General features: G+C 71.5%; 17 protein-coding genes, 1 pseudogene and 1 riboswitch. Of the genes and pseudogenes, 4 read left to right on the top strand and 14 right to left on the bottom strand.

Annotation, left to right across the window (positions count from 1 at the left end; translation table 11 throughout):
• Positions 1–3: 3 nt before the first annotated feature.
• Positions 4–134, top strand: a pseudogene (locus tag ACZ303_RS20880) (two-component sensor histidine kinase); the annotation flags it as partial.
• Between the two features lie 27 nt (positions 135–161).
• Here the strand turns inward: ACZ303_RS20880 and nicT are convergent.
• On the bottom strand, positions 162–1277 hold the full coding sequence (nicT, locus tag ACZ303_RS20875) for a Nickel transporter NicT (protein ID WP_467341064.1): 1116 nt from the start codon (positions 1275–1277) through the stop codon (positions 162–164).
• 33 nt (positions 1278–1310) lie between these two features.
• Positions 1311–1527, bottom strand: a riboswitch (cobalamin riboswitch).
• 254 nt (positions 1528–1781) lie between these two features.
• Between nicT and ACZ303_RS20870 the strand changes: the two genes are divergently transcribed.
• Positions 1782–3269 (top strand): APC family permease, encoded by a 1488-nt coding sequence (locus tag ACZ303_RS20870; RefSeq protein ID WP_467341062.1) that lies wholly within the window; start codon positions 1782–1784, stop codon positions 3267–3269.
• Positions 3270–3383: 114 nt separating this feature from the next.
• Complete coding sequence (locus tag ACZ303_RS20865; RefSeq protein WP_467341060.1) at positions 3384–3965, top strand: YIP1 family protein; 582 nt, start codon at positions 3384–3386, stop codon at positions 3963–3965.
• Between the two features lie 120 nt (positions 3966–4085).
• On the opposite strand, the gene ACZ303_RS20860 is transcribed toward ACZ303_RS20865, so the two are convergent.
• From ACZ303_RS20860 to ACZ303_RS20840, 5 genes are all read right to left on the bottom strand, one after another.
• The gene (locus ACZ303_RS20860) at positions 4086–5333 is read right to left on the bottom strand and encodes a cytochrome P450 family protein (protein ID WP_467341058.1); all 1248 of its coding nucleotides are present in this window, start codon (positions 5331–5333) and stop codon (positions 4086–4088) included.
• Between the two features lie 169 nt (positions 5334–5502).
• Positions 5503–6714 (bottom strand): MAB_1171c family putative transporter, encoded by a 1212-nt coding sequence (locus ACZ303_RS20855; RefSeq protein WP_467341056.1) that lies wholly within the window; start codon positions 6712–6714, stop codon positions 5503–5505.
• The gene (locus tag ACZ303_RS20850; RefSeq protein ID WP_467341054.1) at positions 6707–7342 is read right to left on the bottom strand and encodes a hypothetical protein; all 636 of its coding nucleotides are present in this window, start codon (positions 7340–7342) and stop codon (positions 6707–6709) included. The genes ACZ303_RS20855 and ACZ303_RS20850 overlap by 8 nt, the downstream gene beginning before the upstream one ends.
• Positions 7339–7824: a helix-turn-helix domain-containing protein gene (locus ACZ303_RS20845; protein WP_467341052.1), complete on the bottom strand. Its 486-nt coding sequence runs from the start codon at positions 7822–7824 to the stop codon at positions 7339–7341. The genes ACZ303_RS20850 and ACZ303_RS20845 overlap by 4 nt, the downstream gene beginning before the upstream one ends.
• Positions 7825–7967: 143 nt before the next feature.
• Positions 7968–8207 carry a hypothetical protein gene (locus ACZ303_RS20840; RefSeq protein ID WP_467341050.1) on the bottom strand — a complete coding sequence of 80 codons (240 nt, stop codon included), beginning with the start codon at positions 8205–8207 and terminating at the stop codon, positions 7968–7970.
• Between the two features lie 20 nt (positions 8208–8227).
• Between ACZ303_RS20840 and ACZ303_RS20835 the strand changes: the two genes are divergently transcribed.
• The gene (locus ACZ303_RS20835) at positions 8228–9154 is read left to right on the top strand and encodes a trypsin-like serine peptidase (RefSeq protein ID WP_467341048.1); all 927 of its coding nucleotides are present in this window, start codon (positions 8228–8230) and stop codon (positions 9152–9154) included.
• A gap of 52 nt (positions 9155–9206) precedes the next feature.
• Here the strand turns inward: ACZ303_RS20835 and ACZ303_RS20830 are convergent, their stop codons facing one another.
• The 8 genes from ACZ303_RS20830 to ACZ303_RS20795 all read right to left on the bottom strand — a co-directional run bounded on the left by ACZ303_RS20830 (position 9207) and on the right by ACZ303_RS20795 (position 16829).
• Positions 9207–9953 carry a hypothetical protein gene (locus ACZ303_RS20830; RefSeq protein WP_467341046.1) on the bottom strand — a complete coding sequence of 249 codons (747 nt, stop codon included), beginning with the start codon at positions 9951–9953 and terminating at the stop codon, positions 9207–9209.
• The gene (locus ACZ303_RS20825; protein ID WP_467341044.1) at positions 9953–11206 is read right to left on the bottom strand and encodes a VWA domain-containing protein; all 1254 of its coding nucleotides are present in this window, start codon (positions 11204–11206) and stop codon (positions 9953–9955) included. Before ACZ303_RS20825 ends, ACZ303_RS20830 begins: the two co-directional genes overlap by 1 nt.
• 46 nt (positions 11207–11252) lie before the next feature.
• On the bottom strand, positions 11253–11837 hold the full coding sequence (locus ACZ303_RS20820) for a restriction endonuclease (protein WP_467341042.1): 585 nt from the start codon (positions 11835–11837) through the stop codon (positions 11253–11255).
• Positions 11838–11908: 71 nt separating this feature from the next.
• Positions 11909–12106, bottom strand: coding sequence for a hypothetical protein (locus ACZ303_RS20815; RefSeq protein WP_467341040.1), 198 nt, complete (start codon positions 12104–12106; stop codon positions 11909–11911).
• A gap of 15 nt (positions 12107–12121) precedes the next feature.
• Positions 12122–12961 carry a hypothetical protein gene (locus ACZ303_RS20810; protein WP_467341038.1) on the bottom strand — a complete coding sequence of 280 codons (840 nt, stop codon included), beginning with the start codon at positions 12959–12961 and terminating at the stop codon, positions 12122–12124.
• Positions 12958–15102 carry a hypothetical protein gene (locus ACZ303_RS20805; protein ID WP_467341036.1) on the bottom strand — a complete coding sequence of 715 codons (2145 nt, stop codon included), beginning with the start codon at positions 15100–15102 and terminating at the stop codon, positions 12958–12960. Before ACZ303_RS20805 ends, ACZ303_RS20810 begins: the two co-directional genes overlap by 4 nt.
• Complete coding sequence (locus ACZ303_RS20800) at positions 15099–15995, bottom strand: hypothetical protein (protein WP_467341034.1); 897 nt, start codon at positions 15993–15995, stop codon at positions 15099–15101. Before ACZ303_RS20800 ends, ACZ303_RS20805 begins: the two co-directional genes overlap by 4 nt.
• Before the next feature lie 153 nt (positions 15996–16148).
• Entirely contained in the window at positions 16149–16829 is a 681-nt protein-coding gene (locus ACZ303_RS20795; protein WP_467341032.1) for a Crp/Fnr family transcriptional regulator, read from the bottom strand.
• Positions 16830–16846 lie beyond the last annotated feature (17 nt).

Below are 16846 nucleotides of genomic sequence, written 5' to 3'. Positions count from 1 at the left end.
GGACCGCCGGCGGGCGCCGGGCTCGGCCTGGCGATCGTCCGCGGCATCGTCGGGGCCCACGCGGGCCGGGCGGCGGTCCGCAACGTACCGGCGGCTGCCGCTTCGAGGTCGTACTCCCGGCGGCCCGGCCGTAGGAGGTCCGTGCGGACGCGTCGGCCCCGTCAGCCCTCCGACGCGGCCGGTGCCGTGCGGGCGGCCCATCGTTGCTCGACCTTGGCGAAGCGCCAGTACGCGAGGGCCGCCGCCCAGACGGCCACGAACAGGCCGACGATGATGAAGCCCACGTTGTCGAGGTTGATACCGGCGATCCAGGCGGTGACCGCGTCGTCGAGGCCGAGCTTCTCGTGCAACACGCTCACCAGCTCGATGGTGCCGATGAGGAAGGCGACGCCGATCGAGAGCCCGGTGATGGTGAGGTTGTAGAAGACCTTGCGGACGGGGTTGGAGAACGCCCACTGGTAGGCGAAGTTCATGAAGGTGCCGTCGAGCGTGTCGAAGAGGCTCATGCCCGCGGCGAACAGCAGCGGCAGGCACAGGATCGCGTACCAGGGCAGGCCGGCGGCGGCGCCGCTGCCCGCCATCACCATCAAGGTGACTTCGGTGGCGGTGTCGAAGCCGAGACCGAAGAGGAAGCCCAGCGGGTACATCTGGCCGGGGCGGGTGATGGAGCGGGTGAAGCGGCCCAGGACGCGGTTCATGAAGCCGCGCGAGTCCAGGTGCCGCTCCAGCTCCGCCTCGTCGTAGCGCCCTTCGCGCATCGCGCGGAAGATGCGCAGGATGCCGGCGAGGGCGACGAGGTTGAGGGCGGCGATGAGGTAGAGGAAGCCGCCGGAGACCGTCGTGCCGATGATGCCGAGGGTCTGGTGGGTGGTGGACTCCTCGTCCATCAGCTTCCCCGCGACCTGGGTGCCGCCCGCGACCAGGGCCGCCATGGCGACCACGACGCTGGAGTGCCCCAGCGCGAACCAGAAGCCGACCGAGACCGGCCGCTTGCCGTCGGCCATCAGCTTGCGGGTGGTGTTGTCGATGGCGGCGATGTGGTCGGCGTCGAAGGCGTGCCGCATGCCGAGGGTGTAGGCGGTGATGCCGAGCCCGACGCCGTAGACCTTGGAGCCCACGGTGTAGTGGTCGGGCACGACGAGCAGGTAGAGGACGCCGAACGCGACGACGTGCAGGGCGGCGATGACGGCCAGCAGGCCGGCGGTCCGTACGGTGTCCTGGCGGCGCCAGCGGAAGGCCGGCGGCGCGCCGGTGGGGGTGTCGGTGGGCAGGGACATCTGAGGGTGAACGCTCCAAGCACCTCGTGGATCAATGCGTCGTCTGCCGTGGCCGGTCTCCTGGCTTACGGGTGGTCACGCGCCCGCCCCTGCCTTCCCGGCCGCCGTCGGCGGCCAGTGGCTCCGCGCGCCGTGGCGGCACGCGGAACGGGACGGGAACTCCCCGATCACAGTGGCGAGGGCCGCTCCGGAATCGGGCCACGAGGGCCTGTCACCGGTCTTCCCGAACACCACGGCCGGGCCACCATAGCGCTCTGACCGGCACTTGTGACACATAGGTGGTAGTTGCCACACATAAGCAACAGCGGCCCGTCGGGTGCCGCGCCGGGCGCGTTCCGCCGTTCCCCGCCCCTGGGCGATCGGCGGAATCTACACTGCGCCGTCCGGGCGGTGGCGTCACGCCCGCGCGGTTCACCGCTGTCCAGGTGATGGACGTGTCCGGCACGCCGGTGTACGAGTGCACTGGACGGACGACCCATCCGGCACGAGAAAGGGCTGACCGCCATGGCAGACACGGGACAACGGCCGGAGCGCGTCGGGTTCGTACGCCGCATCGGGCTGTTCCAGGCCACCGCTCTGAATATGAGTCAGATGTGCGGCATCGGACCCTTCGTCACGATCCCGTTGATGGTGGCGGCGTTCGGCGGCCCGCAGGCGGTCATCGGATTCGTCGCGGGCGCGGTCCTGGCCCTCGCGGACGGGCTGATCTGGGCCGAGCTGGGGGCGTCACTGCCGGGGGCGGGCGGCAGTTACGTCTATCTGCGGCAGGCGTTCCAGTACCGCACCGGCAAGCTGATGCCGTTCCTGTTCGTGTGGACGGCGATGCTCTTCATCCCGCTCGGGATGTCCACCGGGATCATCGGCTTCGTGCAGTACCTGGGCTATCTGTGGCCGGGCATGGGGCAGAACCAGGGGGACCTCGTCGGGCTGGCCGTCATCGCGCTGATCGTCGCGGTGTTGTGGCGGCGGGTCGAGAACATCGCGAGGATCTCGGTCGTGCTGTGGTGCGTGATGATCGCCTCCGTGGTGCTCGTCATCGTCGCCGCCTTCACCCACTTCAGCCCGGACCGGGCGTTCACCTATCCGGCGCACGCCTTCGAGCTGACGACCAATCACTTCTGGATCGGCTTCGCGGCCGGCCTGACCATCGGCATCTACGACTACCTCGGCTACAACACCGCGGCCTATCTGGGCGCCGAGATCAAGAACCCGGGGCGGACCCTGCCGCGCGCCATCGTCTACTCCATCCTCGGCATCATGGCGATCTACCTGCTCCTCCAGATCGGCACCCTCGGCGTCATCGACTGGAAGCAGATGCTCGACCCCGACTCGGCGGCCTCCTCCTCGGTCGCCTCCGCGGTCCTGGAGAAGGCATGGGGCAAGGGCGCCGCCCGGACCGTCACGGTGCTGATCCTGATCACCGCCGTCGCCTCCGTGCTCGCCGGGCTCCTGGGCGGCTCCCGGGTGCCCTACGACGCGGCGCGGGACAAGGTCTTCTTCCGCGCCTTCGGCAAGCTCCATCCGCGCCACCGCTTCCCGGTGCTGGGGCTGGCGTCGATGGGCGCCATCACCGCCGTCGGGTTCCTGATCGGCCGTCATACGGACCTGGCGACGCTCATCCAGCTGCTGACCACCGTGATGGTGATCGTGCAGGCCCTGGCGCAGGTCCTGGCCGTGACGGTGCTGCGCCGTCGCCAGCCGGGGCTGCCGCGCCCGTACCGCATGTGGCTCTATCCGCTGCCCAGCCTGGTCGCGCTGGTGGGCTGGCTGGTCATCTACGGCTACGCGGACAAGAACTCGCCCGGCCGGCACCCCATCGAATGGTCCCTCGCCTGGGTGGCGGCGGGCTGTGTGGCGTTCGTGCTCTGGGCGCGCTTCGAGAAGGTATGGCCGTTCGGGCCGCGGGAGATCACCGAGGAGTACCTGCACGCGCCGGACCAGGACATCGATCCGGACGCCGACCCCGACAGCAGGACCCCCGCGCCCGTCTGACCGCTGGTCAGGCGCCTGTCCCTGCACCAGCGGAATCCTGAATTCCGGACCGGGCACCGGTAATCGGGGAAGGCGGTGATAGAACTTGCATCCATGCCTGTGAGCCCCTCCCCCATGTCCTCCCCTTCGCGTGCGCCGGCCTCGAAACCGCGCAGACTGCTGTGGCACCGCCTGATATTCGGGCTCTGGTACCGACCCGTCGAAGTGCTCGACGAGGCCCGGGACCGGAGCGTCTGGGGCGCGGCCGCGTTCCTGTGCATGCTGTGCGGGGCGCTGGGGACGATGGGCAAGGACTCGTTCTGGGGCCAGTGGCGGGTGAGCCCCGCCCTGGCGCTGGAGGCCATGGCCATAGCCGACGGCGTCCTGCTCCTCGGCAGCCTGCTGCTGGGCGTCGTCACGCACGCCATCGCGCGCCGGCTCGGCGGCAACGGCAAGTTCGGCCCGACCGTCACGCTGTTCGTGGTGCTGTTCTGGGCGACGGACCTGCCCCGGCTGGCGCTCGACGCGTGCCTGGCGGGCGATTCCTATCCCGTACGGGCGGCGGCCTGGATCACCTCGGCGTTCGGCTACGCCTTCGCCACCCTGCTGATCCGCGGCCAGCACCATCTGCCGACGCACAAGGCGGTGGCGGCGGTGAGCATCCAGATGCTGGCGGCGGTGGCGCTGCTGAAGTTCCCGACCGGAGCCGGCACCTGACGGGCCCCTGACGCCGAAGGCCCGCCCGGTGCGACGGGGGATGCACACCGGGCGGGCTCGAAGACAGTTCTACCTCATCAACGATGGGTTATGCATCAAAAATCTGTTCGGCTTTGCCGATTACCATCGAACAGGAAGCGAAATCAGGCCACGCGCACGCACCGAAGGACGCCACTTCAGCTCCTCGCGCGGCACGTCGAGCGTGAGCCCCGGGAGCCGCTCCAGCAGCACTGCCAGCGCTGTTTCCGTCTCCATCCTGGCCAGCGGCGCGCCGAGGCAATAGTGGATGCCATGGCCGAGCCCGAGATGTCCGGTTTGATCGCGGCTCGGATCCAGCCGTTCCGGATCAGGGAAGTGACGAGGATCACGGTTGGCGGAGGCCAGTGAGAGGAGCACCGTCTCCCCGGCCGGCACGGTCACCCCGCCGATCTCGATGTCCTCCAGCGGGAACCGGCGGATCGCCAGCGAGGCGGGTCCGTCCCACCGGTTGAACTCGTCGAACGCCGCGCCCAGTCCGGTCGGATCCGCGCGCAGCTCGCGCAGCAGGTCGGGGTGGTCCAGCAGGGCGAGTACGGCGTTGGCGATCAGGTGGACGGTGTTCTCGTAGCCGGCGAAGAGGATGAGGAAGGCCAGCGAGGTCAGCTCCTCCTCGGAGAGCCGGTCGTCGCCGCCCTCGTCGTCACGGACCGCGATCAGATCCGAGAGCAGGTCGTCGCCGGGCTCGGCGCGCTTGCTCGCGATGAGGCCGGTGAAGAAGCGCATCATGTGCCCCACGGCCTCCTTCATCAGGTGCGGCCGCTCGGGGTCGGGCGTGATCAGCGCGTCGGTCCAGGTCCGGAAGTCCAGCCGGTCAGCCTTCGGCACGCCCAGCAGGTCGCAGATGACCGTGATCGGCAGCGGGCCCGCGTAGCTGGCCAGCAGGTCCGTGCGCCCGTCCGCCTCGACGGCGTCGAGGAGTTCACCGGCGAGCGCGCGCACCGGCTCGCGGAGCTTGTCGACGCGGCCGGGCGTGAACGCCTTGACCACCAGGCGGCGCACCCGCGTGTGGTCCGGCGGATCCATGTTCAGCAGGTTGGAGTCGAGGGCCGGCGGCAGCGAGAAGCCGCTGTAGTTGTCACGCTTGGCGTTGGCCTTGTCCAGCGACAGCCGGGGGTCGTTGAGGGCCTGGCGCACGTCGTCGTAGCGGGTCACCAGCCAGGCGGGCCGGCCGTCCGGGCCGGGGAACCGGTGGACCGGGCCGGCCTCGCGCAGCCGGGCGTAGGTGCCGTACGGGTCGGTGAGCAGGGCTGCGGTGTCGATGGGCGCGGAGGCGCCGGGCAGGGCGGTTTCCTGCGTGGACGTCGTGGACGTCTGCATGGGCTTCTGCATGGAACCCGACTCTAGACGGGGCCGCTCGGTTCGCTCCGAGGGCCGGGTGACCGGGTGGTGACGCGCACGGGCGGCGCCAGGTCCGTAGGGATACGGACCCGGCGCCGGCCTGTGGCGCAGGCGGCCTTGACCCCCGTCCATGGCCGCCTCGTCTGTGGGCCGCGCGCCGTCAGGGACGGCGTGCCGCGCTGATCTCCCGTAGTTCGGTGAGCACCGCGTCGACCAGCGGGTCGTGGTAGACGTCGGCGACGCGCGCCAGGTGCTCGTGTTCCTCCGCCGGATCGGCGCTGACGGTCATCACGACACTGTCGGCGTGCGGCGCCGGCACATGCCCGGTGATTTGGTTCTGCAGGCCGCGGCGGAGGGCCGCGGCCTCGACGACCGCGGCGACCCGGCGCTCGTCCAGGGCGGCCGTGGTGGCCTTCTGCCGGGCGAGGTCCAAGGTCATGGCCTCGACGTGGCGCCGCAGGCCGCGCTGGATGTCGCGGATCTCCGCCATCTGCCGGTTGGCGCGCCACTCCAGGTCCGCCAGGGGCCAGCGGGCCGACCAGCGGCGCTCCTCGATGGTGACCTCGGGGGCGTGCGCGGTGACGGCCCGCCACAGCGGCTGGAGCCGGCGCAGCCGGCGCCAGGCGGACACCCGGGGCCCGGCGGCGGGCAGCGAGAAGCCGAGCAGGACCAGCAGCGCGGCGACCGAGGCGCTCATCGGCGCGACCCCGTTGGACAGCCAGTACGCCTCGTGGCCGACCCAGCTCAGGACGAAGCCGACCAGCTTGCACAGGCAGTACAGCAGGCCCAGCCAGCAGCCGGCGGCGAGTGTCCGCAGGCCCTTGGAGAGCCAGCAGGGGCCCAGTTGGGTGGCGTAGCGCGGGCAGAGCGCGCCGAGCCCGGCGAGGCTGGTGCCGAAGATGGCCAGATACAGCACCAGGAAGGCGACCACTCCGGGCGCGTCCGCGTAGGCGGTGGAGAAGTCGCGGGGGTGCTCCACGTCGTCCGGCCGGCCGACGGCGAAGCAGACGATGGCGGCGGTCCAGGCGACGGCCACGACGGTCATGGCGATCCGCGCCCGGGCGGCGGAGCGCAGGCGGGCCGCCTCGTCGCCGCGGCTGGTCCAGCGCAGCAGCAGCACGGTGGCGCCGGACGCGAACAGCACGACGGCCGAGTACAGGAAGACCATCGCCAGGTTCGGCACGCCGGTCAGGCGGTCGAAGGCGCGGTAGACGCTGGGCGCGGAGAAGAGGAAGACGACGGGGACGCCCGAGGTCATCAACGCCGTCAGGCCGAGGTCGACATTGTCGCGGTCGCGCAGCCAGGCGCGGGCCTTGTAGCCGACGATGGCCCAGGTGACGGCGGAGAAGACGAGGTAGATGGCGTCAAACATCGGCGCCGCCGTCCCGCAACTGCTGGCGCACGTGCTGGAGCGCGGGGCCGAGCGAGGCGGCGAGCTCGGCGGCCGGGCCCTCCAGGGAGGTCTCCTGGTCCGGCGGCGGGGGCACGACCTTCTCCATGAGGAGGGTGCCGAGGATCTCGGTCTCGCGCTCGGTGAGGTTGTCGTAGCAGTGGTGGCGGGCGAGGCCCATGGTCAGACCCATGCGGCGCATGGCGGTGGCCACGTCGACCGACGGCGTCCACACCTTCAGGGCGTCCTCGGTGACGGCCGGGTCCTGGTCGTGGCCGAGCAGCAGATGACCGATCTCGTGCAGCACGATGTGCACTTGGTGCCAGGGCGAGGTCTTCTGCTCGTAGATGACCCAGAAGGCGTCGTCCGTGGTGGCGGTCATGCCCGAGACGACACCGTTCAGGCTCATCGGGACCAGGCGGATGGGCCGGCCCACACGGCGGGCGACGACGTCGCACAGGCCCTGCAGATCGGTCGACGCGGGCAGCGCGAGCTCATGGATGAGCTGCTTGCAGCGGCGTCGTATCCGCCCCACGCGCATGACTGCACCGTCCTCGTCCTCGGTACGCCGCCAGTAGGTGAAGAGCTGGTCATCCGCCGTGACGGTCACGTGCGCTCCTCACCACCCGCGTCAGGCGGGTCGGCCGGAAGATTCATCTGCTGCCGGAACTGGGCAATGATCGTGTTGAGGCTGTCCTGGACCTCGGGCGGCAGCCCCACCGACCGCAGGGCGATGGCCCGTACGCGCTGATCCCTCATGGCGACGAGGAAGCGGACCTCCTCCTCCACGCGCTCGGCCTGCGAGGCGGAGAGGTCGCCCATCAGATAGCCGACCGGCACGGCGAAGAACTTCGCCAGTGCGCGGAGCACGTCCGGGCTGGGGTTGGCACGCCTGCCGTTGCGGAGCATCGACAGATACTGCTCGGTCAGCTTGACGCCGCCGTACTCCTCGGTGCCGCTGCTGATCTCCTCGGCCACGTGTCCGTTGGTGTACGGCGCCCCGGGCGGATGCATGTTCGCGAACAGGTAATTGAGCCGCTCCGCGAGCGGGCTGCCCGCTTCACCTGCCGACCTGTCGCCCCCGACTGCCATCTGCTCCGTCCTTACGGGCCGTTTTCGCCACCTTCTTCACGTCACCTCACGGCCAGTTAAGCCCGCGGTGGCCGCGCAGAGCATCCTGTCACGGGAAGTGGGCCCAGCACTAGTCCACTCCAGGTTACGGCTGGACCAAGGACTTAACCACGAGTTGATAGCGACCACGGGACGTCGCCCGGCAAGGCAGCGCCGAGGCCGTCGGCGAGCATTCCGCCGGGCGCGCCCGGCCCTTGCCCTCCGGCCGCTCCGAAGCGCTCCCCGCCGACCACCGCGGTCTCGAATTCCGGCTCGTACTGGCGCACCGACGGCTCGTCACGGCCGCCCGGCAGCAGGACGATGGCACGCTCGCCCCGTACGTGTCCTCGCTCGTCCCCGCGCATCAGAGAGAGGGAACCGTCCCATGAGAAGACCCTCGGCCCTCCGCGGCCTCGTCACCGTGCTCGCCGGCCTGCTGGCCGTCGCCGTTCCCGGGCCGGCCGCGCTCGGGGTGGACACCGGCGGGCGCCGCACGGCGGCGGTCTCGGCCGACGCCTACTGGACGCCCGAGCGGATGGCGGCCGCGCGGCCGCCCCTGGCGGCGAAGGGGCAGTCGCGCCCCGCCGCCCGGGAGCCCGTACCGCCCAGCCACCCCTTCGACGGGCTTCCGCAGGTGGGGACGTTCTTCTGGACCGACGGCTCGAACACCGGCCGGTTCTGCGGCGGTACGGTCGTCAAGAGCCCGCACCGCGACCTCGCCGTCAGCGCGGCGCACTGCCTGCGCTCGCCGGACCCCAAGCGGCGGCTGTCGTTCGTACCGCAGTACCACGACGGGCTCAAACCGCACGGCGTCTTCCCCGTCGAGGACATCCACATCGATCAGCGGTACTACGACCTGGGCACGGACGGCGGCGCCCGCTGGGACTTCACCGTCGTCCGGCTGGGCCCCCGCGCCGACGGCACCGAGGCCGAGAGCGCGGTCGGCGGCTTCGACCTGGCGGTCCGCATGGGGTACACGCACCGCGACGTACGGCTCATCGGCTATCCGGGCAGCAGCGACGCGAAGTACCCCAAGCCGCTGGACTGCCGCTCCGCCACGCACCGCTACACCAGCACCGACCCGAGGGCGCCGGGTGACTTCCTGGAGATCGCCTGCGCGGGCTATGTGGGCGGCACGTCGGGCGGGCCGTTCCTGGTGCGCGGTCTGACCGGGCCGGCGCTGATCGGTGTCATCGGCGGCTACCACACGGGCGGCGACACACCCGACATCTCGTACAGCTCGTACTTCAACGAGGATCTGCTGGCGCTGTATCTGCACGCCGTCGAGGGCGACCCGCCGGCGAGGCCGTGAAGCACGACGGCGCCCGCGGCCACATGGCCGCGGGCGCCGTCGGGAACGAGCGCTAGGAGCGCCGGGGGTGGCGGGTCAGGGTGTAACCGCCGATGGCCGCGAGGGCGCCGAGCACGGCGCCGCCCACGGTCCAGCCCCAACGGCCGCTCCACCAGCTGCCGTTCCAGCCGCTGTCCGGCTCGGTGACGGCCGCCGCGTGCAGCGGGGCACCCAGCTCGCCGCCCTCGGCGCGCGCACCGCCCGCGTCCTTCGCGGTCGCCTCGACCTCGGCCTTGACCGGCAGACCGAGGTCCTGGTCGGGGACGTCGGTGACGGTCAGGCGGAGGTAGTACGCGCCGGGCAGCGGGTCGTTGGACCAGCGCTCGGACCAGGGCCGTACGGTGCGCAGCCCGCACACCACCGTCACCTCGGTGTCCTGCTGCGCCGCGCGCGCGGCCGGCTTGCCGGAGGCGCACGCCTGGCGGCGGCGCAGTCCGTCGAAGACATCGAGCCGCCAGGTGGCGGCGCCGTGCCGGGTGGCGGCCTCGGGCAGCCGGACGGTGGCCGTGGCGGTCACGTTCTGCCCGGCCCCGGCGGGGACCTGCCAGTAGAGGTAGTCACCGGTGGAGGCGCTCGCCGTCGCCTTCTGGCCCTGCTTCACGGCGGTGGCGGTACGGAAGGTCGTACCGGCCTCCGTCGGCGCCTCCTCGGCGCCCTGGGACGGGCTCGGGCTCGGATCGTCGGCGGCGGCGATCCCGGCCGAGGTGAACAGCGCGGCGCCGGCCAGCAGCGCCGAGACCATCACACGTGTTCCACGCATCAGTTCTGCCTCCATACCGCGACGCGCCAGCGGGACAGCCAGCCCCACACCAGTCCGGCGAGCAGCCCGGTCACGACCAGGACGGCCAGCAGCACCCAGCCCCGGCCCAGGCCGAAGGCGGCCAGGTCGGAGGGGTCGTCCGGGGACTCCACGAGGTCGACGGCCAGCTCGACGGGCAGGCCCGGGTCGCGCTTGACGGACGCGGGCGCGGAGAAGGAGTGGGAGACCTCCAGGCAGACCGTCCGCGGTTCCTTGTCGTCCTTCTTCTCACCGATGGGGTAGCGCAGCCCGGACGACATCACGTCCGTACGCCCGCTGCCGGCGTCGCTGCCCCGTACGAGCTCCTGTCCGCCCTCGCTCACGGCGCGCAGCAGCACCCCGTAGTCCCGGTCGACGGCGCGGTCCGCGCCGACGCTGACCGAGGTGCGCAGCTCCTGACCCGACTTCACCTTCACCTGGTACCAGCGGTGCTCGGAGAACGTCGCCCGGTCGGTCCAGATCCCGGCGCCCAGCTCGGGCGCCTTGGAGCACTCGGCCGCGCCCTGGGTGGCCTTCGGCGTCTCGACGGGTTTCTCGGCGCGGCGTACGAGCTGCTTGATGCGGCCCGACAGCTCGTCCTTGTGCTGCACGGAGGTGTACGTGCCACCGGTGGCCTCGGCGATGCAGCTCAGCTGCTCGCGCGTCTTGTCGTCGTGCGCCAGACCGAGGGTGTCGATGGTCAAGTGCGTGCCCTTGGCGGCGAGTTCACGCGCCACATCGCACGGGTCGGGCTGTCCGCAGGAGTCCTCGCCGTCGGTGATGAGCACGATCCGGCGCGTACCGCCGTCGGTCCCCAGGTCCTGGTCGGCGCCGCGCAGCGCGTAGCCGACGGGCGTCCAGCCGGTCGGCCGCAGCACGGCGACGGCGGCCTTGGCCTCGGTGCGGTCGACGGGCCCGACGGGGTAGAGCTGCTTGCTGTCCCGGCAGCCGGTCTCCTTGTCGTCACCGGCGTAGTCGGCCCCGAGCGTCCGGATCCCGAGCCGCACCCCGCTGGGCACCGCGTCGATCACTTCGTTGAACGCCTGCTGAGCGGCCGACATACGGGACTGGCCGTCCACATCCCGAGCCCGCATCGAGCCGCTGACATCCAGCACCAGCTCGACCTTCGGGGAGTCCTTGGGTGGCCCGTCGGCGGCTTGCGCCGGGGCGATTCCTGCGGCCAGCGCGGCGAGCAGCGCACATGCGCCCGCCGCCAGCCGTTTTGTGATGATCATCCGAGGATCCTAATGACGGACCGAGTCCCGGCCCAAAAGCGGTACGTCAGGGTCCGATACGTCCCAGCCCCAGCACCTGGTGCAAGGTCCTCCCCTCTTCCGCCCAGGCACGCAGGCGGTCCCGGTCGACCCAGTGCACGCCGTTGCGGTCGCCCCAGAGGCGGGCGTCGCGCGTGAAGCCACCGTTGGTCACGACGACGGCGACATCGGCGCCGTGCACGGGCGTGGCGGTGCCGTTGACCTCGTACATCACGTGCGATCCGACCCTGCCTCCGAACATGGTGTGCTTGCACTGGGCGACGATCACCCTGCCGTCCGGGTCCCGTCCGATGACGTCGGCCGCCTGGTCGCCCCGGCGGCCGACGTGCCGTGCCCTGATGCCGTCGCGGATCATCAGATCCCGTATGGCCAGTTCGAACCGGTCCGGCGACAGGGCGTCCACCTCGTGCAGCGGCAAGCGCAGCTGCTCCAGCAGTCGTGCCCGCTCCCTGCGCTCGGCGCGACGCCGGGCCGCGCGGACCAGGCCCACGGCCGACCCGCAGCCGGCCGCGGCCAGGAGGGCCGGCCACAGGTACGGCCCGAGTCCGGCGAGCAGGCGCAGCAGGCTCCGGAGGATGAGCACGACGGCCACGAGCGCGATCAGGGCTGCCGTGGCCTCGCCCGAGGTGCGTGGCCGAAGTCGCCTCCGGGGTGCGTGGCGGGTCACCGGGGTGCCGTCGAGGAGGCGGGGGACTTCGGGGCGGGCTCGTCGGAGGTGTCGTCGTTCAGGCAGCTGTTCAGCATCGCCCAGAGGAGCACCGCGACGACGGCCAGGGCGATCCACGGGCTGTTGCCGTCGCTCCGCCCGCGAGCGGGCTTCCGTACCCAGTGGCCGCGACGGTAGTACCACTCCTCGCGCATGATGTCCTCTCCGGTTCACAACTCGGCGTCGGGTTGCACGGTGGCGTGGATGAATTCGGCGTTGGCCTTCGCCAGCTGCTCCTTCATCTCGTGGGGAAGGCTGTCGAAGAGGGTGCGGGTGACGTCCCTCTCGCCCGCTCCCGCCATGACCTCGCGCGGATGGTCCGTCACCCACTCCAGGACCTGGCGCACCTCGTCCGGGTGGTGGAGCAGCCACAACGCGGCGAGTGCGTCCGGGCCCGTGCGCACGGCCTGGAGGTAGAACTCGTACTCCTCGCGGCGTTGCGGCGACCACAATCGGGGCGGGGAACCGATGGCCGGGCCGAAGGTCTCGACCTCGGGCGGGGCGGTCTCGAGACGGCAGGACAGGCCGAGGTGCGGCAGGTGCTGCGGCTGGGAAAGGTGCGGGATGAATTCCTGCGCGGTGAGTTCCCGCCCGACGGCGCGACAGCGGGCCGTAGCCGCGTCGAGCAGCCCGTCCAGGTGTGCGCTGACCGATGCCCAGGGGTCGGCCAGCCGGTGCCGGTTGAGGACGACGAGCCCCGGGTCGTCGGCCCACCAGGTGACCTCGAGAGCGGTGGGGCGGGCGCCGAGGGGCAAGTACCACACTCCGCTGCGGCGGGCCGTGTCGACGAGATGGGCCTCGGCGTAGCCGCCCAGGGCGGCTCGCGTCAGCGACGCGCGCGTCCCGGGCTCGCACAGGGCCCTGTGTTCGCGGTCGATCAGTACCAGGGCGGTGTCGGGCCGGGGAGACGTACGGAATCGCAGGAGTTGCCGGAAGGGGCCGCCCTGGCAGGTGGCCCACAGACCGTTGCCCGGGAGCGGTGGCGTCGCGTAGTAGGTGGTCGTGGTCATGCTCGGCCTTTCTGCGGGATGTCCTTGCGCCACTCGGCCAGGGCACGCGCCGCGCGTCCGGCGCCGGGTGCGGATGCGGTGCGTTCCAGGTCGGTGAACAGGCGGAAGACGCCGCCGTGCAAGTGTGGTGCCAGTCGGTCGACGAGGTGTTCGAGGGCCTGCGCCCGGCGGGGGTCTCCGGCCGAGCGGCGCTGCCACTCCAGGAGGGCGGCGCGGGTCGCGTCGTAGGTCGTCTGCTCCATGAGGGCATGGCGGATCAGCACCAGGCCGGGGGGCTCCGCCGGGGAGCTTCCTGATGCGGTGGGCCTCGCGAGCAGGTGGCCGCTCCACCACTCCCCCGCTTCCCTGGCGGTGGCCGCGCCCCTCAGCAGCTGGGCGACCGCGGCACACGCCGTGCGCCTCGCCGCCCCGCCCTCGGACGTCCACTGGACGAGGGCGTCGATGACGCGGGGCCGGACGGCGCTTTCCGTGAAGAGGGAGAGCAAGGCCCTGCGGACGGCGGACTCGACCGCGGTGGAGCCGTCGTCCCGCGACACCACGGTGGTGTGCAGCAGGTTCAGCGCCGCCTCGGGGCGGGCCAGGCCGAACTCGGTGGCGCAGGTCAGCGCCGCGATGCAACGGTAGGAGACCGTGGCCGCCCGGGCCCAGCCACGAAGCCGGTTCTTGACGGCGGTGGCGAGTACGGGATCGGCGGAGGCGGCGCCGAAGGCGCGTGCCGCCATCCGCCAGTCGACCGGCCGGTCCGACGCGGCCAGCTCCTCGATGGGGGCGAGCGCGCGGTGACCGGAGCTCCACTGGGCGAACTGGCCGAGGATGAATCCGGCGCGATCACCGAGCCGGTGGGCGGACGGTGTCTGCTGGAGCCACTCCACGATCAACTCGCCGGCGTCGCGGTACTCATGCCAGACGTGGTCGAGAACCGCCCGCCCCTGGAGGTGTCGGGTGAAGGCGACGGGTTCGCAGAAGTAGCTGTGGTTCGCGTCGGAGCGCACCACCCGTTTCGCGCGGTATGCCTCGATGGCGGTCAGCCGCTCCTGCCGTGACCGCCCGAAGGCGAAGACGGCGCCATCGGCTGCCACGCCCTCATCCGTGAGGGGCGGTGGCGGGGTCGCGTCGAGGCGCCCGGCGGCCACCTTCAGAAGACGTCGGGCCTCGTTCTCGACCAGAGCGTGGTCGAAGTGTTCGAAGACACAGGCGGCCAGGAGAAGAGCCAGGTCATCGGCGTTGTCCTGGACGGATCGCAGCAGTTGGGGTGCGCGTTCGGCCGCCCGGAGGCTCAGGTGCTCGCCGATCTCCCCCGCCTCCGCCTCGCCGTCCGCCACCCTGACGATCTCGGTTGCGATCTCGACGACTTGTGCCGGGTTCAGGTGGCCCCGCAGGTTCTCGTCGAGGAAACCCGCCGGCAGCGCGTCGAGGATCGACCGGCGACGCTCGGCACCGGCGAAGACGGTCGCGAGTTTGGCGTCCAGGACCGCACGCGGGGCCGGCGGGCCGGCGGACACGGGTTCGGTGTGCAGGACGTCCCGCAAATGGGCGAGGACCTGCGGCGTACTGTCGGTGACGATGACCATGCAGGCGTCGGCCCGGTCGAGCTGCTGCCGCAGGTTGCCCAGACCGATGCTCCCCAGAGCCAGGACCCTCGACTCCAGGAGACCGTCGATCAGATAGCCACGGGTCGCGGTGCCGCCGGCCGTCCAGGTGGCCGGTTCGGTGTCGGAGTCGACGGCACGCAGCGCGAAGCTTCCCGTGTGCCGCCGCAGGAGGTTGAGCGCCGCGGTCCGGCGGCCGCTGCCCGGCTTTCCGGCGAGGAAGACCAAGCGGCTGCGGAGCAGGCCGAGGGCCTGGGAGAACCATGCCGGTTCGGCGAATCCGCTCATGGCCGCGGTGATCTGCTCGGCGGAGATGTCCCCTTCCCGCCGCTCGACGCCGTCGGCTCCCGCCGCTCCGGCCAGGGCGTCGGCGGTGGTGGTGCCGAGGTGCTGGCCGCCGCGGACGATGCCGGCCAGGCTCACGAAGCCCTGGTTGTCCCAGATGTTTACGGTGTGGAAGTGCTGGGTGAACTCCGCACCCGCCTCGTCTGCCGCGAAGGACGTCGCGGCCCCTGGCTCCTCCGGCATCGCCGGGTCGCGTGGCAGGCTCATCGCGTGGCCCCGCCGCCGTCGGGCTCGTAGCCGCTGCCATAGGTGTTGTTCTGGTGCTGGCCGCCGTGCACCTCTCCGTGCGAGATGAAGCCCCGGTTGTGGTTGTTCGTGATGGCGGTGCCCTGCGGCGGGGCCGCCGGGGGCCTCGTGGCCGCGTCGGGGGCCGGGGCTTGGGCGGCGGCCACGTCGCGGTCGGGTGCGGGCGACGGCTGGTCGCCGAGGATCCGGCGGTCGTAGAGGTTTCCCGAGGGGGCGGGGACGTACAGCCACGCGAGTTGCTGGAAGGGCTTGCCCTCGACGCTCGCCGCCACCTCGATGAAGTGGTCGGGATGGCGGCGGGTGTAGCCCGAGAGCACCGCGTCCTCGAAGACCCGTTGGGAGAGGATCGCGGCGACCTGGGTGATGCTCTCGCTGGACGCGGCGAGGATGGCCCGCACGGGACGGGAGTCCAGCAGCCGGTGGGTGTCGTTCCGGGGGGTGCCGTTGCCGTCGCCGGGCGAGCCGCCGTCGGGCAGGGGGCCCACGTGGAGGCTGGCCCGCAGGCGGAGCCGGCGGGTGCCGGTGGCGTGGATGTTGTAGTCGGTCAGTACTTCCTGGAGCTCGCCCAGGAAGGGGTGGATGACCCGGGGAAGGGCCACCGGGTCGAAGCCGAAGACGAAACCGTCGCCCGTGTTGTTGGCGAACCTCTGCTCCTCCCAGAGCTGCCGCAGACCGGCACGGTCGAGCGCGAGTTCGAGCAACTGCGGGATGATCGACGTGAGTTCCACGTGATCGACGGCCGGCCTGCCGGTGAAGTCCTTCGCGTCCACGGCGAGGATGCCCCGGTAGGGCGGCAGATCACGGCTCACGCTCCAGGGCGCGGGTCCGGCGGACGGCATGTCGGCTGAAGGCATGCGGAACTCCCCTGCGAAGAAGACGGCTTGACACCGGCACGCTCGCCGTGCCGGGCCTGATGTCGTCGATCCTCGCGAGGGCGCCCGGTCGCTTGTGCACCCGCGGTGCACATCACCCGTGACGGGCGTCACACAGGCGGCATGATTCTGCCGTCAGCCGGCGTCTGCGATCGAGCGGAGGGCCGCGATGTCGCGGATGACGATGCTCTTGCGCTCGGCCGTCACGGTCCGTTCGCCGAGCGACTGGAGCGTGGTGCTCACGGTGTTGCGGGAGACGCCCAGGTACTGGGCGAGGTCCAGCCTCGTGACGGCCACTTCCACCGCGGCCGGCGGGCCCGCGGGGCAGGCGGCCGATGCCAGGGCGAGGAGCGCCACGGCCAGCCGGGTCCGGGCGTCGCCGTCGCCGACCCTCGTGGCCTCTCTCCAGCGCATCGCGGTGTGCCGGTGCAGCGTCTCGGTCAGCTCGTGCAGGTCGCGGAATTCCAGGAACTCCCGCTTGGACACCACCGAGACCCTGCACTCGGAGATCGCTTCGACCGACGCCAGCCGGGTCTCGTCCTCCTCGATGACCGCCGCCTCGCCGACCACGTCTCCGCCGCCGCGGAAGGCCAGCACCCGTACCCGGCCGTCCCGTTCGACGCGGGAGACCTTGACGACTCCCCCGCAGAGCACGAGGACGTGCGTACCGCGGTCTCCCTGCCGCAGCAGCACGTCCCCCGACCGGTGTTCGCGTGGACGGCCCTTGGCCACCAGGGCGTTCCACAGCGACTCGCCGATCATCTGTTCAAGCGTCACACCGAGGGTGCGCCCCGGCCCGTGTAATCCCCCGTTCATGGGACTGCACTCTAGGC

This window comes from Streptomyces sp. NPDC023527 (assembly GCF_055560115.1).
Note: the sequence above shows the minus strand (reverse complement) of the source record. Positions and strands in the feature narration are given on the sequence as shown.